General features: G+C 72.4%; 18 protein-coding genes. 15 read left to right on the forward strand and 3 right to left on the reverse strand.

Annotation, left to right across the window (positions count from 1 at the left end):
- The first annotated feature begins 4 nt into the window (after positions 1-4).
- From GA0070603_RS22985 to GA0070603_RS23015, 7 genes are all read left to right on the forward strand, one after another.
- Positions 5-1,198, forward strand: a complete 1,194-nt coding sequence (locus GA0070603_RS22985) for a PP2C family protein-serine/threonine phosphatase (RefSeq protein ID WP_167544579.1) — start codon at positions 5-7, stop codon at positions 1,196-1,198.
- Positions 1,195-2,934: a sensor histidine kinase gene (locus GA0070603_RS22990; RefSeq protein ID WP_091317713.1), complete on the forward strand. Its 1,740-nt coding sequence runs from the start codon at positions 1,195-1,197 to the stop codon at positions 2,932-2,934. The genes GA0070603_RS22985 and GA0070603_RS22990 overlap by 4 nt, the downstream gene beginning before the upstream one ends.
- Complete coding sequence (locus tag GA0070603_RS22995; protein ID WP_091317715.1) at positions 2,931-3,383, forward strand: response regulator; 453 nt, start codon at positions 2,931-2,933, stop codon at positions 3,381-3,383. The genes GA0070603_RS22990 and GA0070603_RS22995 overlap by 4 nt, the downstream gene beginning before the upstream one ends.
- Positions 3,376-4,185, forward strand: a complete 810-nt coding sequence (locus GA0070603_RS23000) for an inositol monophosphatase family protein (RefSeq protein WP_091317717.1) — start codon at positions 3,376-3,378, stop codon at positions 4,183-4,185. Before GA0070603_RS22995 ends, GA0070603_RS23000 begins: the two co-directional genes overlap by 8 nt.
- Positions 4,186-4,377: 192 nt before the next feature.
- Positions 4,378-5,418, forward strand: coding sequence for a coiled-coil domain-containing protein (locus GA0070603_RS23005; protein WP_091317720.1), 1,041 nt, complete (start codon positions 4,378-4,380; stop codon positions 5,416-5,418).
- Positions 5,419-5,454: 36 nt separating this feature from the next.
- Positions 5,455-7,008, forward strand: coding sequence for a fused MFS/spermidine synthase (locus tag GA0070603_RS23010; protein WP_091317722.1), 1,554 nt, complete (start codon positions 5,455-5,457; stop codon positions 7,006-7,008).
- Positions 7,009-7,079: 71 nt separating this feature from the next.
- Positions 7,080-8,690 (forward strand): serine/threonine-protein kinase, encoded by a 1,611-nt coding sequence (locus GA0070603_RS23015; RefSeq protein WP_091317725.1) that lies wholly within the window; start codon positions 7,080-7,082, stop codon positions 8,688-8,690.
- A 50-nt stretch (positions 8,691-8,740) separates the two neighbouring features.
- Here GA0070603_RS23015 and GA0070603_RS23020 read toward each other — a convergent pair whose 3' ends face one another.
- Positions 8,741-9,409 (reverse strand): potassium channel family protein, encoded by a 669-nt coding sequence (locus GA0070603_RS23020; RefSeq protein WP_091317727.1) that lies wholly within the window; start codon positions 9,407-9,409, stop codon positions 8,741-8,743.
- Positions 9,399-10,733, reverse strand: coding sequence for a TrkH family potassium uptake protein (locus tag GA0070603_RS23025; RefSeq protein WP_091317729.1), 1,335 nt, complete (start codon positions 10,731-10,733; stop codon positions 9,399-9,401). Before GA0070603_RS23025 ends, GA0070603_RS23020 begins: the two co-directional genes overlap by 11 nt.
- A 106-nt stretch (positions 10,734-10,839) precedes the next feature.
- Between GA0070603_RS23025 and GA0070603_RS23030 the strand changes: the two genes are divergently transcribed.
- From GA0070603_RS23030 to GA0070603_RS23065, 8 genes are all read left to right on the forward strand, one after another.
- Positions 10,840-11,955 (forward strand): glycerophosphodiester phosphodiesterase, encoded by a 1,116-nt coding sequence (locus GA0070603_RS23030; protein WP_091317732.1) that lies wholly within the window; start codon positions 10,840-10,842, stop codon positions 11,953-11,955.
- Positions 11,956-12,117: 162 nt separating this feature from the next.
- On the forward strand, positions 12,118-13,242 hold the full coding sequence (locus tag GA0070603_RS31795; protein WP_139131921.1) for a CLIPPER-2 domain-containing protein: 1,125 nt from the start codon (positions 12,118-12,120) through the stop codon (positions 13,240-13,242).
- 269 nt (positions 13,243-13,511) lie between these two features.
- Positions 13,512-14,714, forward strand: a complete 1,203-nt coding sequence (locus GA0070603_RS23040; RefSeq protein WP_091317735.1) for a substrate-binding domain-containing protein — start codon at positions 13,512-13,514, stop codon at positions 14,712-14,714.
- A 3-nt stretch (positions 14,715-14,717) separates the two neighbouring features.
- Positions 14,718-15,461, forward strand: a complete 744-nt coding sequence (locus GA0070603_RS23045; protein WP_091317737.1) for an ABC transporter ATP-binding protein — start codon at positions 14,718-14,720, stop codon at positions 15,459-15,461.
- Positions 15,458-16,183: an ABC transporter ATP-binding protein gene (locus GA0070603_RS23050; protein WP_091317739.1), complete on the forward strand. Its 726-nt coding sequence runs from the start codon at positions 15,458-15,460 to the stop codon at positions 16,181-16,183. Before GA0070603_RS23045 ends, GA0070603_RS23050 begins: the two co-directional genes overlap by 4 nt.
- Entirely contained in the window at positions 16,180-17,070 is an 891-nt protein-coding gene (locus tag GA0070603_RS23055) for a branched-chain amino acid ABC transporter permease (protein ID WP_091317742.1), read from the forward strand. The genes GA0070603_RS23050 and GA0070603_RS23055 overlap by 4 nt, the downstream gene beginning before the upstream one ends.
- The gene (locus tag GA0070603_RS23060) at positions 17,067-18,182 is read left to right on the forward strand and encodes a branched-chain amino acid ABC transporter permease (protein WP_091317746.1); all 1,116 of its coding nucleotides are present in this window, start codon (positions 17,067-17,069) and stop codon (positions 18,180-18,182) included. The genes GA0070603_RS23055 and GA0070603_RS23060 overlap by 4 nt, the downstream gene beginning before the upstream one ends.
- 91 nt (positions 18,183-18,273) lie before the next feature.
- On the forward strand, positions 18,274-19,023 hold the full coding sequence (locus tag GA0070603_RS23065) for an SDR family NAD(P)-dependent oxidoreductase (protein WP_091317748.1): 750 nt from the start codon (positions 18,274-18,276) through the stop codon (positions 19,021-19,023).
- A gap of 55 nt (positions 19,024-19,078) precedes the next feature.
- Here GA0070603_RS23065 and GA0070603_RS23070 read toward each other — a convergent pair whose 3' ends face one another.
- Positions 19,079-19,912: a hypothetical protein gene (locus GA0070603_RS23070; protein WP_091317751.1), complete on the reverse strand. Its 834-nt coding sequence runs from the start codon at positions 19,910-19,912 to the stop codon at positions 19,079-19,081.
- Positions 19,913-19,978: the final 66 nt, after the last annotated feature.

Genomic DNA, 19,978 nt, shown 5'->3' on the forward strand with positions numbered 1-19,978 from the left:
CGTCGTGCCGCAGGCCGGGCTCGGGCACTACGCCAGCGTGCCGCCCGGCGAGCGGCTGCGGGTCCTGCTGGTCGAGGACGACGAGGGCGACGCCTTCCTGGTCGGCGAGCTGCTCGCCGAGACCAACTCGATGATCGACCTGCTGATCGCCACCAGTCTCAGCGAGGCCCGGCAGCGGGTCATGGGGGTCGACTGCGTCCTGCTCGACCTGGGCCTGCCCGACGCCCAGGGCCTGGACGGGCTCCGCCAGGTGCTGGAGATGGCCAGCGGGGCGGCGGTCTGCGTGCTCACCGGCCGCTCCGACGAGCACCTGGGCATCGTCGCGGTCGCCGAGGGCGCGCAGGACTACCTGGTCAAGGGGCAGGTCGACGGGGTCCTGCTGACCCGGGCGCTGCGCTACGCGGTCGAGCGTAAGCGGGCCGACGAGAACGCCCGCCGGCTGCGCGAGGTGGAGCTGCGCCAGGCCGAGTCCGCGCGCCTGGAGCGCGGCCTGCTGCCCCAGCCGCTGATGACGACCGACCAGGTGTCGGTGCACACCTTCTACCGGCCGGGCCGGCACGCCGCGCTGATCGGCGGCGACTTCTACGACGTGGTGCAGACCCGGCCGGACCGGATCGACCTGATCGTCGGCGACGTCTGCGGCCACGGCGTGGACGAGGCCGCCCTCGGCGTCGAGCTGCGGGTCGCCTGGCGGGCCCTGGTCCTGGCGGGGGTGCCGGACGACGAGGTGCTGCCCGCGCTGGAGCAGGTGCTGATGAGCGAGCGGCGGCTCCAGGAGATCTTCGCCACGGTGGCCACCGCCCGGCTCGACCTGGCCGCCGACCGGGCCACTGTGAGACTCGCCGGTCATCCGCCGCCGCTGCTGCTCAGCGGGGGTAAGGTCGCCCCGGTGCCGGCCAAGGGCGGTCTGCTGCTGGGCGTACGGCCGCGCCGACCCGTTGCCTTCGACCTGGAGTTCGACACCGATGACTGGTCCCTGCTGATGTACACCGACGGCCTCATCGAGGGTCGGGTGGGCACCGGTGACGACCGGCTGGACGTGCCGGGGCTGACCGACCTGCTGGCCGACCCCGCCAACCGCGCGGTGCCCCTGGCCGAGCTGCCCGCCTGGCTGGTCGGCCGCGCCGAGCAGCTCAACGGCGGCCCGCTGGCCGACGACGTGGCGATGCTGCTGGTCACCCGGGGCGGCGGCCGATGAAGGCGTACCAGCAGGGGTGGACCCTGCGGCGGCGGGTCGTCGCGCTGCTCGGCGTGGTGCTGGTGCTGCTGCTCGGGCTGGCCGCGGCGGAGGCGACCCTGGCCGCCAAGAACCGGCAGAACATCGACGCGGTGCTGCTCAAGACCGGCCCGCTGCGGGTCCAGGCGCAGGAGCTGATGAGCGCCCTGCTCGACCAGGAGACCGCCGTCCGCGGCTACGCGGTGAACGCCGACCGCAAGGACCTGGAGCCATACCAGGTGGGTGTGGACCGGGAGCGGGACACCTTCGCGGAGATGCGGAAGCTGGCCGTCGACTACCCCGAAGTGCTGCGCGCGCTGGACGTCGTCGAGCAGCGCGCGGCGCAGTGGCGGTCCGGCGTCGCCGAGCCGGTCATCAGCACCACCGAGCGCAGCGGCCCGTCCGCCGGCCGGGCGCTGATCACCGACCAGACCCGGCAGCAGTTCGACGGCATCCGGTCGGCGGTGGACGGCCTCCAGGGCGAGATCCTGGAGGTGCGGCAGAAGACCGCCGACAAGGTCAAGGCGACAAGCAACGTGCTGGTGGTGCTCCTGATCATCGCGGCTCTCGTGGTGGCGGTGGCCGGCGCGGTGCTGCTGCTCTCGCTGGACCGGATCCTGATCCGGCCGCTGGCCGGCCTGGTCGGTCAGGTGCGCGAGGTCGCCTCGGGCGACTACCGGCACCGCATCGAGGGGTCCGGGCCGCCGGAGTTCCGCCTGCTCGCCGACGACATCGACATCATGCGGCAGAAGATCGCCCGGGAGCTGGACGAGGTACGCGAGGCCCGCGAGCGCATCGAGTGGGTCAACAGCCAGCTCCAGAAGCAGGCCGAGGAGCTGACCCGCTCCAACCGCGACCTGGAGCAGTTCGCGTACGTCGCCTCGCACGACCTCCAGGAGCCGCTGCGCAAGGTGGCCAGCTTCTGCCAGCTCCTCCAGCGGCGCTACTCGGGTCAGCTCGACGAGCGGGCCGACCAGTACATCGCCTTCGCGGTGGACGGCGCGCAGCGGATGCAGCGGCTGATCAACGACCTGCTCGCGTTCTCCCGGATCGGGCGGCTCACCACCGGCTTCACCGAGGTCGACCTGAACAAGGTGATGGGCGACGTGGCGGGCCAGACCGAGGCGGCCCGGCAGTACGCCGACGCCGAGCTGACCTGGGACCGGCTGCCGGTGATCCGCGGCGAGGAGCCGCTGCTGACGAACCTGCTGGCCAACCTCGTCAGCAACTCGATCAAGTTCCGCCGACCGGACGTGCCGCCGAAGGTGCACGTCTCCGCCCGGCTGGTCGACGACGAGTGGGAGATCAGCTGCCGGGACAACGGCATCGGGATCGAGCCGGAGTTCGCCGACAAGATCTTCGTGATCTTCCAGCGGCTGCACTCCAAGGACGCGTACCCGGGCACCGGCATCGGGCTGGCCATCGTCAAGAAGATCGTGGAATACCACGGCGGCCGGGTCTGGGTGGACACCGAGGCCGCGGAGGGCACCACGATCCGGTTCACCCTCCCGGCCCTGCCGGAGGACGTCGAGGCGGCGCGGGCCGCGGAGCAGGCCGCGGTCGAGGAGTCGACCGGGGACCCGGAGACGACCGGGGACGGCGCCGAGGACGTCGCCGTGAGTGTGGCGCGGCAGCCGGACGGCGCGGGACGCGAAGAGACGCCCGAGGGGGCGGCCCGGGACGGTACAACGGGTGGCATGAAGGAGACGGTGGGATGACCGCGCCGGCGGACGGCAAGAGCCCGATCGAGGTCCTGCTCGTCGAGGACGACCCGGGTGACGTGCTGATGACCCAGGAGGCGTTCGAGGAGCACAAGCTCCGCAACCGCCTCACGGTCGTCTCGGACGGCGCCGAGGCGCTGGCCTACCTGCGCCGCGAGGGCCAGTACGCGGACGCGGTGACCCCCGACCTGGTCCTGCTCGACCTGAACCTGCCCCGCCGGGACGGCCGGGAGGTGCTTGCGGAGATCAAGAGGGACGAGCAGCTCTGCCGGATCCCGGTCGTGGTGCTCACCACCTCCCAGGCCGACGAGGACATCCTGCGCAGCTACCAGCTGCACGCCAACGCCTACGTGACCAAGCCGGTGGACTTCGAGCGCTTCATCTCGGTGGTCCGCCAGATCGACGAGTTCTTCGTCAGCGTGGTCAAGCTGCCGCCGCGTGGCTGACCCGCTGCTGGAGGAGGTCGGCGCGCTGCTGCGGGAGGCCGCGGCCGACGTCGTGGTGCCGCTGTTCCGCCGCCTCGACGACGCCGACATCTCCGAGAAGGCACCCGGTGAGGTGGTCACCGTCGCCGACCGCAAGGCCGAGGCGTTGATCTCGGCCGGGCTGCGCCGGCTGCGTCCCGACTCCGTGGTGGTCGGCGAGGAGGCGGTCGCCGAGGACCCGAGCCTGCTGCGGCACCTGCGGGGCGCCGGTGACGTCTGGCTGGTCGACCCGGTGGACGGCACCTCCAACTTCGCCGCCGGCCGGCGCCCGTTCGCCCTCATGGTGGCGCTGCTGACCGACGGGGTGCCGGCCGCCTCCTGGGTCTACGACCCGCTGGACGGCACGATGGCCACCTGCCGGGTGGGCGAGGGCACCTGGCTGGACGGCGGCCAGGTGCGTACCGCCGAGCGGGAGCCGGTGGCCGGCGCGCTGCGCGGCACCGCCATGACCCGCTTCCTGCCCCCGGACTTCCGGCGCAGCGTGGAGGCGGGCGGCGAGCGGCTGGGCGAGCTGCTGCCCGGCCAGCACTGCGCCGGCCGCGAATATCTGGACCTGCTCACCGGCGCGCAGCAGTTCGTGCTGTTCTGGCGCACCCTGCCGTGGGACCACGCCCCGGGCACGCTGCTGGTCCGGGAGGCCGGCGGGGTGGCGCGCCGTTTCGACGGCACCGACTACCACCCGGCCGACGACGGCAAGGGCCTGCTGGTCGCGGCCAGCGAGGAGATCTGGAACGAGGTCCGGGCCGCCCTGCTGGGCGACTGACCGTGCGGTCCGCGACGGCCCCGGCACGGTCCGTCGACGATCGGCGTCCGCCGAGGTCGGGGGCCTGGCGTGGAGCGCAGGGTCCGGTATCGTGACCGGCGGTCTCCGCCAGCAGGCCGCCGCCCGGCGCCGGTGGAGCCGCCGCCGCGCAAGGTCGACTCGGGGGTCGGCGGTCGACGGAAGGACCTTCACGTGCCCAGGACCAGGCTCACCCGCCGGCGCGTCCGCCGGTCGTTGTTCGCCCTGCTCGCCGCGACGGCCCTGCTGCTGGGCGCCGGTCCCGCCCCCGCCGGGGCGGCCGCCGCCGCGCCCACACCGAGCGCCCCGAACGAGGGCGGCAGCAAGCAGCTCCGGGCGGCCCTGGAGGCGGCGGCGAAGGGCCACATCGAGGCCAAGAACCGGCTGGACAACTCCAAGCGCCGGCAGGCCGCGCTGACCGGCCAGCTCAAGCAGCTGGAGGTACGCCTGGTCGAGCTGACCGCGCAGGTCGGCGAGGTGGCCGGGCAGTCCTACCGGATGGGCCGGTTGACCCCGGTGTCGATGCTGCTGGCCAGCTCCGACCCGGACGCGTTCCTCCAGCGGGCGGCCGAGCTGGACATGATGGCCCAGCGGGACAGCAAGCGCCTGCACGACCTCACCGAGGCGAAGGCCCAGGCGGCCGAGGCCAAGGTGGCCATCGACACCGAGGTCCGGGAGCAGCAGAAGCAGCTCGCCGTGCTGGCCAAGAAGAAGCGGGACGCCGAGGTGGCGCTCGCCAAGGTCAGCTCCGGCTCCGGTTCCGGTTTCAGCGGCGGCTCGTCGTCGGCCAAGCCGGCGCCCCGCAACCCGGACGGCTCGTGGCCGTCGGAGTCCTGCTCGGTGAACGACCCGACGCCGGCCGACGGCTGCATCACCCCGCGCACCCTGCACATGCTCCAGCAGGCCCAGGCGGCCGGCTACAAGCGCTACGCCTCCTGCTTCCGCAGCGGCGGGGACGGCGAGCATCCCAAGGGGCGAGCCTGCGACTTCTCCGCCGCCGCCGGCGGCTTCGAGGACGTCACCGCGACCGGCGGCGACAAGGCGTACGGGGACAGCCTCGCCTCCTGGGCCAAGAACAACGCGAGCCGGCTCGGCATCATGTACGTCATCTGGTACCGACAGATCTGGATGCCGAACACGGGCTGGCGGGCGTACAGCGGGGGCGGCAGTCCCGCCGCGGACCACACAAACCATGTTCACATCTCGATGTATTGACCTCTCCGTCCAGGAACGCTGCGTAGCATCGCCACGGTGAGCAGCACATCGTCCGACGTCGTCGCGGAGCCGGCGCCGAGCGCGCCGGTCCCGCCCCGGGCCCTGCCGAACGGGCTCGCCGCGTTCCTGGTCTTCCTCTCCAGCGGGGCGGTGCTGGTGCTGGAGACGGTCTCGCTCCGCCTGGTCGGCCCGTACGTCGGGGTGACCCTCCAGGTGACCAGTTCGGTGATCGGCATGGCGCTGGGCGCCATCGCGTACGGGGCGTGGATGGGCGGCTGGCTGGCCGACCGGCGGGACCCGCGCACCCTCCTCGCCCCGGCCCTGGTGCTGGCCGGCATCGCCACCGCGGTCACCCTGCCGGTGGTCCGGTACGCCGGTGAGGCCCTGCGCGGCGGGGCGGCGAGCGCGGTGCTGCTGCTGACCGCGCTGGCGGTGCTGCTGCCGGCGGCGCTGCTGGCCGGGGTCACCCCGCTGGTCGTGAAGCTCCAGCTCGCCGACCTGCGCCGCACCGGGCAGGTCGTCGGCCGGCTCTCCGGCATCGGCACCCTGGGCGGCATCACCGCCACCCTGGTCACCGGCTTCGTGCTGGTGGCGGCGCTGCCCAGCACTGTCATCGTGCTGGCGCTGGCCGGCGTGCTGGGGGTGACCGGGCTGGTGCTGGGGGCGTACCTGCGCCGGGGGTCGGGGACGGGGCTCCCCGGTCCGACCCGGGCGAAGGCCGCCCTGGCGGTGCTCGGCCTGGCCGGGGCCGGCCTGTCCGCGGTCGCCCCGAACCCGTGCGACGTGGAGACCGCGTACCACTGCGCCCGGGTGGAGGTGGACGGGCAGTGGACACAGGGGCGGACGCTCTACCTCAACTCGGCGGAGCACTCGTACGTGGACCTGGCCGATCCGACCCACCTCAAGTACGCGTACACGCAGTGGATCGGCCTGGTCGCGGACCTGGCCCGGCCGCCGAAGCAGCGGATGGACGCGCTGCATCTGGGCGGCGGCGGCTTCACCATGCCGCGCTACCTGGCCGCGACCCGGCCGGGCAGCGACAACCTGGTCTTCGAGATCGACGGCGGCCTGGTCGAGCTGGACCGGCGGGAGCTGGGCGTGCGCACCGGGCCGCAGTTGCGCGCACGGGTGGGGGACGCGCGGGTGCTGCTCGGCGCCGAGCCCACCGACAGCCGCGACTTCATCGTCGGTGACGCCTTCGGTCACCTGGTGGTGCCCTGGCACCTGGCCACCCGGGAGATGGCCGCCGACATCCGCCGGGTGCTCCGCCCGGACGGGATCTACGTGCAGAACGTCATCGACTACCCGCCGGACCGGTTCATCCGGGCCGAGCTGGCCACCGTCGCGGCCGAGTTCCGCAACGTCGCGCTGATCGCCCCGCCCGGCGCGATCGCCGGGCAGGCCGGCGCGAACTTCCTCATCGTGGCCTCGGACGCGCCGCTGCCGCTGGCCGGGATCCCGGCCCAGCTGCGGCTGCTCCCCGAGCCGGCCCGGCTGCTGCACGGCGACAAGCTGGCCGCGTTCGTGGGGGACGCGCTGGTGCTCACCGACGACTTCGCCCCGGTGGACCAGCTCCTGGCGACCGCCTGAACGGGTGACTTCGCTGACCGATTTCGACCGGTGAGGTGTACGAGGGCCGACCTCGGGCAACTGGACCGACCATGGGTGCAGCGGTCAGGAACGGCGCGCAGCTGCTCGGTGAGCGGTACCGGCTGGTCGAGCAGCTCGGCGCGGGGGGCATGTCGGTCGTCTGGCGCGGCTACGACGAGGTGCTCGGCAGGCAGGTGGCGATCAAGGTGCTCGCCTCTCGGCTGGCGAGCGACAAGGCGTTCCGGCATCGGATCCGGATCGAGGCGCAGGCCGCCGCGCGGCTCTGCCACCCCAACATCACCAACGTGTACGACTACGGGGAGTCCGAGCAGGTCGGCCTGACGGTCCCGTACGTGGTGATGGAGCTGGTCGACGGCGGGCCGTTGAGCAGCCGGCTCGGCCGGGGCGGGCAGCTGCCCTGGCGGGAGGCGGTGACGATCGGCGCGGAGGTGGCGTCGGCGCTGGCCACCGCGCACGCCCGGGGCGTGGTGCACCGGGACGTGACCCCCGGCAACGTCATGCTCACCTCGACCGGGGTGAAGGTCGTCGACTTCGGTATCTCGGCGCTGGTGGGGGAGAGCGAGAAGGGCCCGGACGGGGCGCTGCTCGGCACGCCCGCCTACCTGGCTCCGGAGCGGCTGGACAACGGCCAGGTCTCCCCGGCCACCGACGTCTACGCGGTCGGCCTGCTGCTCTACCGGATGCTCACCGGCCGGCTGCCCTGGCAGGCCAGCACCACCACCCAGATGCTCCGCGCCCACATGTACAACGAGCCGGACCCGATGCCCCCGGTGGTGGGCCTCCCCGACGAGGTCGCCGAGCTGGTCCGGCGCTGCCTGGCGAAGCGCCCCGAGGACCGCCCGGCCACCGCCGAGGTGGCCCGTACGCTCGCCGAGGCCGCCGGGATCGCGGCGATCGTGCCGGTCTCCCCGGCGCTCGGCCAGTTCGACCCGGCGCTCATGGAGAACGCGGGCACCACCATCCTGCCCTGGTCCACGGCCACCGACGCGCTGCCCTTCTCGGCCCTGCGCACCCGTACCCGCCGGGCCGCCGCCCGCCGGCGCAAGGTGGAGGCCGGGGTGGCCGCCGCCGGCCTCATCGCGGTCACCGCGACGCTGTGGGGGATGACCTCGAAGAGCCCGGCCAGCGGTGGGGTCGAGCCGACGGAGGCCCGGATGGGGCTGCCCGAGCCGATTCCCTGTGCCGTCGACTACGCGCTCCGCCGCGACTCCGGCAAGGACTTCACCGCGGACCTGACCCTCACCAACACCGGCACCCGCGAGCTGCGCGACTGGACCATGAGCTTCACCTTCCCCGGCAAGCAGACCGTCGGCACGGCCCAGCCGGCGGTACGCCAGCAGGGCAGCACGGTGCAGGTCCAGGCGCCGGCCACCGAGGCCGCGCTGGCCCCGGGCGCCTCGAAGAAGGTCTCGCTGACCGGCAGCTACACCGGGAGCAACCCCCTGCCGGTGCAGTTCAAGGTCGGGGACAGCACCTGCGACGTGCAGGTGTCCGGCGTGGCCGGCTCGGTGCCGACGACGACGCCGCCGACCACCAGGCCGCCGGCCAAGGTGCCCGCCAAGCCGCCCGCCAAGACCGCCACGAAGAGCGGCACCGCCGGCCGGGCCAAGCCCGACAAGGCCGGCAAGGGCAAGGAGGGCGGCAAGGGAAAAGGCAGGTAGACCGGCCGAAGGGGGGTGGGCACGGCGATAAGGGCAAGAAGAAGTGACGGTCAGCCCAGCCCGGCGAACTGCTGCACCCGGGCGATCGCGCCTTCCACGATGAGCACGCTGTCCGGCTGGAGGACGGTGTCCGGGCCGGTGTAGTGGAACGGCTCGCCGGGGGGCTTCGCGCCGATGACCCTCACCCCGTACCGGTCGGTGGGGGTCACCTCGCGCAGCGGCCGGCCGACAAGCGACGCGGGCACCCGGACCTTGGCGATGGCGAAGTCGTCGTCGAACTCGATGAAGTCGAGCATCCGGCTGACGATCAGGTGCGCTACCCGTTCGCCGGTCTCCGCCTCCGGGAAGATGACGTGGTGCGCGCCCACGGACGTGAGGATCTTCGCGTGCTTCTCCGAGGTGGCCCGCGCCCAGATCTGCGAGATGCCCAGCTCGGTCAGCGCCAGCACGGTGAGCACGCTCGCCTCGACCGACTTGCCGATGGCGACCACCACCCGCCGGAAGTCCGCCACACCCACCTGCCGCAGCACGTTCTCCTCGGTGGTGTCCGCCTGCACCACCCGGTCCAGCCGGGACGCCCAGCGCTGCACCCGGTCCTGCTCGTGGTCGATGGCGAGCACGTCCTGGTCGAGTTGCAGCAGCGAGCCGGCGAGCCGGGAACCGAACCGGCCCAGGCCGATCACCACGACGCTGTTGTCGTCCGTCCTCCTAGCCGACAATGGGTTGCTCCTCCGGGTAGCGGTACAGGTGTCGCCGGGTGTTCAACGCGATAGCGGACCCGAGGGTGAGCGGGCCGACCCGGCCGATGAACATCAGCACGATGAGCACGTACTTGCCGGGCTGCGACAGCTCCGGGGCGAGGCCGGTGGACAGGCCCGTGGTGCTGAACGCGGAGGTCACCTCGAAGACCGCGGCGAAGTTGCGCAGGTTGGCGGTGAACACGATGAGCAGGATCGTGCCGAGGACGACAAGCGCCACGCTGAGCAGCGTCACGGTGAGCGCCTGGCGCTGGCTGGCCGTGGCGACCCGCCGGCCACCCACGTTCACGTCCGGCTCGCCCCGCAGCTCGGCCCAGATCACGAAGCCGAGCAGGAAGAACGTGGAGACCTTGATGCCGCCCGCGGTGCTGGCGCTGCCACCGCCGATGAACATCAGCACGATGAGCAGCGGGTAGCTCTCGTTGCTGAGCTTGTCGACGTTGATCACGTCGAAGCCGCCGGTGCGGCTCAGCGCGATCTGGGTGAACGACGCCAGCACCTTGCCGGGGGTGTCGTAGGTGCCGATGGTGGCCGGGTTGGTCCACTCGGAGAGCAGCAGGAAGACGAAGCCCAACCCGATCAGCCCGACGGTGCCCCAGATGGTGAGCTTCGTGGCGACCGCCCAGCGGCTCGGACCGCGCCACTCCCGGATGGCCTCGAACAGCGCGGGGAAGCCCAGGCCGCCGATGATCGCGCCGAAGCCGAGCGGCAGCGCCACCCAGGGGTCGCGCGAGAAGGCGACCAGGCCGTCCGAGTAGAGGGTGAAGCCGCCGTTGTTGAACGCCTGGATCGCGTGGAACGCGGCGAACCAGAGCGCCCGCCCCGGTGGATAGTCGTAGACCAGCCAGAGCCGGCCCGTGATGATCGCGGTCATCACCGCCTCGGTGGCGAAGACCGTCGCGACGATCCGCACCAGCAGCCAGCGGACGTCGCCGATGCCGAACTCGGCGGTCTCGGCCTGCACCAGCAGCCGGTTGCGCAGGCCGAGCTGCCGGGACACCACGAGGATCACCAGCGCCGCGACGGTCAGGATGCCCAGGCCGCCGAGCTGGGTGAGCACGGTGATCATCGCCAGGCCGAAGTCGTTCCAGTAGTTCGGTGTGTCGTTGACGGCGAGGCCGGTGACCGAGACCGCGGAGGTCGAGGTGAACAGCGCGATCACGAACGGGGTGAAGTGGCTCTCGCTGGTGGCCCAGGGCAGCATCAGCAGGCCGGTGCCGAGCAGGATCACCGCCAGGAACCCGAACGGCACCAGCCGTACGGGATTCCGGAGCAGGCGTCGCACCAGGTCATCTTCCGCCCGGAGATTCACCGGCAGGTCAGGAACCGACCAACTGCCGGCCAACCCGGACCGGTCTGCTGTGCGTACCCCTCGACGACAGGAGACGGCGTTGCGACGTACCCTTTCCGCCCTCGGCGTGGCCGGCGCGCTGCTCGCGGCGGCCGTGGTGGCCCCGGCGGTGGCCGCCCAGGCCGACCCGGAGCCCCGCGCCGAGCGGTCCCGCGCGGTCCAGCGGCCCATCGTGATCGGGCACCGCGGCGCCAGCGGCTACCGCCCGGAGCACACCCTGGAGGCCTACCGGCTGGCGATCCGCCAGGGCGCCGACTTCATCGAGCCGGACCTGGTCTCGACGAAGGACGGCGTGCTCGTCGCCCGCCACGAGAACGAGATCTCGGGCACCACCGACGTGGCGGCGCACCCGGAGTTCGCGGCCCGGAAGGCGACGAAGACCATCGACGGGGTCACGGTCACCGGCTGGTTCACCGAGGACTTCACCCTGGCCGAGCTGCGGACGCTGCGCGCCAAGGAGCGGCTGCCCCAGGTGCGGGTGGCCAACACCGCCTTCGACGGCAGGTTCCCGGTGCCGACCTTCCAGGAGGTCATCGACCTGGCCCGCGCCGAGTCGAAGGCGCGGGGCCGCACCATCGGCGTCTACCCGGAGACCAAGCACCCCAGCTACTTCGCCTCCATCGGGCTGGCGCTGGAGGAGCCGCTGGTCGCCACGCTCAAGGCCAACAAGCTGACCCACCGCAACGACCCGGTCTTCGTGCAGAGCTTCGAGACGGCCAACCTGCGCAAGCTCGACCGGATGATCGACGTGCGGCTGGTGCAGCTCATGGACGCCGCCGGCGCCCCCTACGACTTCACGGCGGCCGGTGACCCGCGCGGCTACGCCGACCTGGCCACCGCCGCCGGCCTGGCCTGGGTGGCCACGTACGCCGACGGCGTCGGCCTCAACAAGAACCTCATCGCGCCCCGGGACGCCGCCGGCAGGCTGCTCGCCCCGACCTCGGTGATCCGGGACGCGCACCGGGTGAAGCTGCTGGTGCACGCCTGGACCTTCCGCGCCGAGAACCAGTTCCTGCCGGCCGACTTCCGGATCGGCGCCGACCCGAACGCCCGCGGCGACATCACGTCCGAGTACGAACTCTTCTTCGGCCTGGGTCTGGACGGCGCCTTCGCCGACCAGCCCGACACGGCCGTGGCGGCCCGCACGGGACTCTGACCCCTACCCGCGGGGGCGGTCCACCGTCCGGGGGATTCGTGCCTGTGTTGCGTAACATGTCCTATTAGTGGTCGTTTCGACCCGTGTCAACGGTTCACGACACGGGGGACGTACATGAGAATTACCTCTGCGCCGAGTAGGCGGGCGAGCATCGGAGCGCGGGTGGCCGCCCTCGGGGTGCTGGCCGGCGCACTGCTGCTGGGTGGCACGCCGGCCCTGGCCGCCACGACGATCAGCATCGATCCGGACGACGTGCCGACGACGGCGGCGGACGCTCCCCAGTTCTGCTATCCGGGCGGCGGGCCCTTCCCGGACGAGGAGACCTGGGTGTTCGACCTGTCCGGCGACCCGGAGACCAGTGGCGTCTTCCAGTCGTTGTCGACGACGTTCCGCACGCCCGGCGGCACCGTCACGCGGCCGATCCCCGGCTCGCCGAACAGTGAGATCGTCGACTTCGAGGGTGTGAGCCGGGCCTTCATCCGGCTGCCGGCCCATTGGACGCTCACCGCCGCCACCGCGGTGATCTCCGGGACGGCCGAGAACTTCGTGCTCGCCCACACCTGCGCCGCCTCGGGCGATCCGGGGGACCCTGGCGACCCCGGGGATCCAGGTGACCCCGGCGACCCGGGCGACCCGGGCGATCCAGGTGACCCGGGCGATCCGGGCGACCCCGGCTACCCGGGTTACCCCGGGCACCCTGGCTACCCCGGGGACCCGCAGGTCAGCCTGTCGATCGACAAGAAGGCCCGGGTCGAGTCGGACTGCCGCGAGCGGTGTGCGAACGACGGCTACGCGGCCGAGGGCGACAGGATCTTCTACACCTACCGGGTGGCCAACACCGGAACCGCGCGGATCACCGACGTCGAGGTCGACGACCCGACCGCCGGGTACGTGGTCTGCAACAACACCACGCTGGCGCCGGGCACCAGCACGGACTGCCACGCCGTCCGTCCCCACGAGGTGGACTGGCGCGACGTCAAGAACGGCAAGGTGGAGAACACCGCCGTCGCCACCGGCCGGTACCGCTACCGGACCGTGGTCTCCGACCCGGTCACCGTCACGGTCTGCATCCGGGACGGCAAGTTCGACCACCGCAAGGACGGCAAGGACGACAAGGGCGGCTGGGACGACAAGGGTGGCTGGAGCGGCAAGGGCGGCAAGCCCGAGTTGCCCGTCACGGGTGACAGCGTCGCCCAGACCTCCTACCTCGGTGGCGGCCTGCTGGCGGCCGGCGGTCTCCTGATCGGGCTCAGCCGGGTGCGCCGGAAGGCACGCCTCCAGCCCTGACCCGTACCCGATCGAGGCGGCCCGGCGGAACACTCCGCCGGGCCGCCGCGCGTTCCGGATCGATGGCGGGGCGCGACACAGCGGTGTCCCGCCGGGTGGTGCCCGCGCCCACCGGGCACGGGGTGGCGATCCACCGGTCGGGGGCGGTTGTAACGGCCGGCCACCCCACCCTGGTTACTTGTGTGTTTCGGCCACATAGCCCGTGCGTGACGTCACTTCTAGCGTGAGCCGACAACTGACACTTCCCCCTGTCCCCACCTGGAGTCGCAATGACGATCCGGCACACGCGACGGGTGTTCCTTTCCGCCGCCACGGTGATGGCGGCCGCGCTCGCCACCACGGCCTGTGGCAGCCCGCAGGACACCGCCTCCGGCGGCGGCGACGCCGCACCGGTCAAGGTCGGCCTCGTGTATTCCCAGTCCGGGCCGCTGGCCAGCTACGGCAAGCAGTACATCGAGGGCTTCAAGGCCGGCCTCGACTTCGCCACCAAGGGCACCGGCAAGGTCGGTGACCGGAAGGTCGAGCTGACCGAGGTCGACGACGCGGGCGACCCGGCGAAGGCGGTCTCCGCGGCCAAGGACCTCATCGGCAAGGGCACGAAGATCATCGCCGGTTCCACCTCGTCCGGCGTCGCCCTCCAGGTCGCCCCGATCGCGGCGCAGAACAAGGTCCTGTTCATCTCCGGCCCGGCCGCCACCGACGCGGTGACCGGCGCGAACAAGTACACGTTCCGCTCCGGCCGGCAGTCGTACCAGGACGTGGTGACCGCCAAGTCGTTCATCGGCGACGCCGCAGGCAAGAAGGTGGTCGTCTTCGCCCAGGACGGTGCCTTCGGTGACGCGAACGAGGCCGCCGTGAAGGCCGTGATCGGCGGCGCCGGCGCGACCGTGAGCAGCGTCCGGGCCCCGGCCAGCGCGACCGAGTTCACCCCGTTCGCCAGCCAGATCAAGGCCGCCAAGCCCGACCTGCTCTTCGTGGCCTGGGCCGGCACCACCGCCCCGGCCATGTGGCAGACCCTCGACCAGCAGGGCGTGCTGTCCTCCACGACTGTCGTCACCGGCCTGGACATCCGCGCCTCCTGGCCCACCTTCGGCGCGGCCGGCAGCAAGATCTCCTTCCTGTCGCACTACTTCGACGGGGCCAGCGACACCGAGGCCGCCAAGGCCGCCAAGGCCAAGATCCCGGGCGGCACGCTCGACCTGTTCCACCCGGACGGCTTCGCCGCCGCCCAGATGGTCGTGCGCGCCGTGCAGGAGGGCGGGGACGACGTGGACAAGATGATCAAGGCGCTGGAGGGCTGGCAGTTCGACGGCGTCAAGGGCAAGATGACCATCCGCGCCGAGGACCACGCGCTGCTCCAGCCGATGTACCAGGCGAAGCTCTCCGGCAGCGGGACCGCCTTCACGGCGGCCGCCCAGAAGACCCTGACCGGTGACGAAACCGCGCCGCCGGTCGCGCAGATGAAGGGCTGACAAGTGCTCGCCACCCGCGGTCTGACCTGGCGGATCGGTGAGGTCGCCATCGTCGACTCCGTCTACCTCGACCTCGCGCCCGGGGAGTTCCTCGGCGTGATCGGGCCGAACGGCGCCGGCAAGACCTCCCTGTTCAACCTGATCACCGGCCTGCGCCGGCCCACCGAGGGGCGGATCCTGCTGGACGGGGCGGACGTCACCGAACTCCCCCCGCACCGGCGGGCCCGGCTCGGCCTGGGGCGCACCTTCCAGGCGTCCTCGGTCTTCGGTTCGCTGACGGTGCGGGAGAACGTCCGGCTCGCCGTACAGGCGCACCGGGGTGGCTCGATGAAGCTGTGGCGGCGGGCGGCGGCCGACCGGGAGGTGGCCGCCGCCGCCGACGCGGCGCTCGACCGGGTCGGCCTCCACCACCGGGGTACGGCCCTCGCGGGCACCCTTGCCCACGGCGAGAAGCGCAAGCTGGAGATCGCCCTGCTGCTCGCCGGGGAGCCCCGCGTGATGCTGCTGGACGAGCCGATGGCCGGGGTGAGCGCCGAGGACGTGCCCGAACTGGTCAGCGTGATCAGGTCGCTGACCGGGGACAGCGGCCGGTCGGTGCTCATGGTGGAGCACCACATGGACGTGATCCTGGAGCTGGCCGACCGGATCGCCGTGATGCACCACGGCGCGCTGCTGGCCTGCGACACCCCGGACACCGTGATGGCCAACGCCACCGTGCAGGAGGCGTACCTGGGGGAATCGCTATGACGGAACCTGTCCTCAGCGTCGAGAACCTGTCGGTGCGGATCGCCGGGCTGCACATCCTCCAGGGGGTGTCGTTCGAGGTCGCGCCGACCGGGGTGACCGTCCTGCTCGGCCGCAACGGCGTCGGCAAGACCACCACGCTGCGCGCGATCGTCGGGCTCACCCCGCGCAACGGCGAGGTCCGGGGCACGGTCCGGATGGGCGCGCGCAGCCTGCTGGCCCGCCCCACCCACCGCCTGGTCCGCGACGGCCTCGGCTACGTGCCGGAGGACCGCTGCGTGTTCGCCGGGCTCACCGTCACGGAGAACCTGCGGCTGGCCGAGCGGCGGGGCACGACACCGGCGTACGACAAGGTCTATGCCCTTTTCCCCGAGCTGGACCGGCGCGGACGGCAACGGGCCGGCTCGCTCTCCGGCGGGCAGCAGCAGATGCTCGCGATCGGCCGGGTGCTGCTCAACGACAACCGGCTGCTGCTGGTCGACGAGCCGACCAAGGGGTTGGCGCCGAAGGTGGTGACCGAGGTGGCCGAGGTGCTGGAACGGGTCGCGGAATCCGTGCCGGTGCTGCTGGTCGAGCAGAACCTGGCCGTGGTGCGGCGACTGGCGAAGGACGCCGTGGTGCTCTCCGCCGGCCGGGTCGCCTGGACCGGCGATGCGCACGACCTGCTGCTGGAGACTGCGCTGACCAAGTCGCTGCTGGGCGTGGGCGCGGAGGTCAAGGCATGAGCACCGTGATCCTGTTGACGCTGACCGGGCTGGGCCTGGCCGCGCTCTACTTCCTGGTCGCCTCCGGCCTCTCCCTGGTCTTCGGCCTGGCCGACGTGCTCAACTTCGCGCACGGCCTCTTCCTCGGCGTGGGGGCGTACGCGACCTGGTGGGCGGCGGGCAACCTGCCCGGCGCCGGCCCGGACGGCCTCGGCTTCCTCGTGGCGGTCGCCTTCGGCGTGCTCGCCGGCGCGGTGGTGGCCGTGCTCGTCGAGCTGGTGCTGATCCGGCCGCTCTACTCCCGCACCATCGAACAGGTGCTGGTCACCGTCGGCCTGTCGCTGGCCGGGGTGGCGCTGCTCCAGGCCACCTGGGGCGCCGACGCGCGGCCGTTCCCGCGCCCGCGCTGGACCCGCGACGTGACCTCGGTGCTCGGCGCGCAGGTGCCGAACGCCGGGCTGCTGCTGATCGTCGCCGCCGCCGTGGTGCTCGGCGCGCTGCTCGCGTTCCTGCGGTTCACCCGGTACGGCCTGATCATCCGGGCCGGCGTGGAGAACCGGGAGATGGTGACGGCGCTGGGCATCGACGTGCGCAAGGCGTTCACCCTGGTCTTCGCGATCGGCGGGGCGGCCGCCGCGCTGGCCGGCGCGCTCGGCTCGGTCTACTTCGGCACCGTCTCGCCCGGGCAGGGCGGTTCGCTGCTGATCTTCGCGTTCATCGTGGTGGTGATCGGCGGCATGGGCTCGGTGGTCGGGTCCGCGTACGCGGCGGTCGCGGTGGGGCTGCTGCAACAGTTCGTCAACTACTACGGCACGTCCGGGCTGGGTGACCTCTGCGTGGTCGGCCTGCTCGCCGTGGTGCTGCTGCTGCGTCCGCAGGGCCTGGCCGGAAAGGTGGCTCACGCATGACCGAGGTCAAGAGTCCCGAGGTCCCCGCGCCGCCCGCGGCGGTGCCCGACGAGCTGACCCCCGGGCACTCCCGCTGGCACGGCCTGCGCCCGTACGCGCCGCTGGTCGCCCTGGTCGTGGCGGCGATCCTGCCGTACTCCACGGTCAACCTGCCGGGCATCTTCGAGGGGCCGCTGAACTCGCCCGGCACCCTGCAACTGCTGGCCATCTGCCTGGTCTTCGGCGGGCTGGCCGCCGGCTACGACCTGCTCTTCGGGCGGACCGGGATGCTCTCCTTCGGGCACGCCCTCTACTTCGCCGCCGGGGTCTACGGCACCGACGTGCTGGTCACCCGGGCCGGGCTGCCGCTCTGGCAGGCCGCCCTGCTGACGGTCACCGGCGGGACGATCCTCGCCGCGCTGCTCGGTGCCGTCGCGCTGCGCACGGTCGGCATCGCGTTCGCCATGGTGACGCTCGCCTTCGCCCAGGTCGGGGCGATCCTGGTGGCCAGGGACTTCGGCGGGCTCACCGGCGGCGAGGAGGGGCTGCCGCTGGACGTCTCCGGGCTGCCGGCCGCCCTCGTCGGGGTCACCAACACGGTGAACCTCTACTGGCTGGCGCTGGCGTACCTGGCCCTCGTGGTCCTCGTGGTGCACCGGGTGAGCGGCTCGCCGACCGGGCGGGTGCTGGCCGGCCTGCGCGACGACGAGCGGCGGATCGGGGTGCTGGGGCTCGACCCGTACCGGTTCAAGCTTGTCGCGTTCACCCTGGCCGGCGGCCTGGCCACGGCCGGCGGGGTGGTCTACTGCCTGATCGTCGGCGGCGCCAGCCCGCACGTGACGTCGAGCGAGCTGACCCTGTCGCTGCTGGTCATGGTGGTGCTCGGCGGCCCCGGCACCCGCTGGGGCCCGGTGCTCGGCGGCATCCTCTACATGTACCTGGACCACCGCCTCACCGCCTTCGGCACCAGCGACGCGGTCAACAACCTCCCGGCCGTCCTGAGCCACCCCCTGAGCCAGCCCCTGTTCGTCCTGGGCACGGTCTTCATCCTGGCGGTCTACTTCTTCCCCGGCGGCCTGGCCAGCCTCCGCACCCGCCTGACCCCCCTCCTGACGGCCCTCCGCCGTCGCTGACCCCCCCGTCCCTCGCCGTGTCGATCAAGAAGTTCGCGTCAGGAAATCCGCCGTAGGATGACGCAAACTTCTTGATCAACGGGGAGGGGTCATGGGGGAGAGCAGGCTCGCCGTCGTCAGTGGGGGTGGGACCGGGATCGGGGCTGCCGTTGCTCGGGGGCTCGTCGACGACGGGTACGACGTGTTGATCGTGGGGCGGCGGCTTGATGTGCTGGCTGGTGCCGCCGAACGGATCTCGAAGGAGTCCGGGCGGGCGGGTGCTGTTACCGCGGTGGCCGCCGATCTGACCGATCCGGCACAGGTGTCGGCCGTCGTTTCGGCGGTCGGGGAGCGGGCCGTCGATGCCGTGGTGAACAACGCCGGTGGTTACCTGGGCGGGGCGACCGACACGCTCGCCGACGTGGCGGGCTGGTGGCGGGCCAACCTGGACGCCAACGTGCTCACCGCGGTCCTGCTCACCGAGGCGCTGCTGCCCGCCCTGCGCCGCCCCGGCGGCCGGGTGGTGCTGCTCAGCTCGATCGCCGCGCAGCGGGGCGGCGGCGGGCCGTACTCGGCGGCGAAGGCCGCGCTGCACGGCTGGGCGTACGACCTCGCCGCCCAGCTCGGTCCGGAACAGATCACGGTCAACGTGGTCAGCCCCGGGTACGTGGCCGAGACCGAGTTCTTCGGCGACCGGATGACCCCGGAGGGGCACGCCAAGCGGGTGGCCGCCACCCTCGTCGGCCGGGCCGGCGTGCCGGACGACATCGCGGCGGCCGTCCGCTACCTGGTCGGCCCGTCCGCCGGCTACGTCACCGGCCAGGTGCTCGGCGTCAACGGCGGCTCCGTCCTCGGCCGCTGAGACGCGGAAGGGCGGCGGCCCCCCGTGTGGCCACCGCCCTTCCCCGCGTCGCGGGTCAGCCGTTCAACATCTCGTACGCCGACGCCGGCGCCTTCTGCACCTCGTCACCGGCGGGCGCGGTGAGCTTCGGCGCCTTGCCGAAGTCGTAGTACCGGGTCACCAGCTTCATGGCCTTCTGCTTGCCGGCGGCCGGGACCTCCAGCGTCAGCGAGGCGAGGTTCCCGTCCGGGCCGACGACCGCGGTGAACGGGACCTTCTTCGCCGCGTCGCCCAGCGCCGCCACGTCGACCGCGTCAAAGGCGCTCTGCACGTCGGCGTTGTCGGTCAGGTCGGCGAAGCCGGTGTACGTACCGTTGCCCTTGTCCTCGACCGTGTCCGAGGTCCGGATGATCGCGGCGGTGTTGGCCGGGTCGGCCCCCTGGTAGACGGGCGCCTCCGACCCGTCGGACAGCTTGGTCCGGTCCAGCGCCATCCAGCGCTTCGGGAGCTTCAGCATGTCGTGCAGGCCGGGCATGCCGGTCAGCTTGACCCGCATCCAGAGGTCCTTCTCGATCACCCGGAACGTCATGTTCATGGTGAACTCCGGGTCGTCGTTCTTCTGCGACATCCCCAGCTCCATGCCGTGCGCCGCCGGGTCGACCACGCCCGTGAACTTGTCGGCGCCGTCCAGCGTCGAGAAGCGGAACGCCGGGTCCTTCTCGTCCGGCACGGCGGCCAGGAGCGTGGCTTTGGGGTCGGCCGACGCGGACGCGCCAGGGGTGAACTCGGCGCCCTCGGAGGCGCCGTCGCCGGTGCCGCATCCCGTGGACAGGGCGGTGGCTGCCAGCACGGCGGTCGCGAGGGCCGCGACCCGCCGGAACGTCGCGGCGGTGCCGGTACGCTGCGTCATCTTCGTTCGACTCACTTTCCCAGGTGGCTGTTGCACCGGGAGTCTGGCACTCCGTCACGGCCGTCC

This window comes from Micromonospora chersina, assembly GCF_900091475.1.
Classification (GTDB): Bacteria; Actinomycetota; Actinomycetes; order Mycobacteriales; family Micromonosporaceae; genus Micromonospora; species Micromonospora chersina.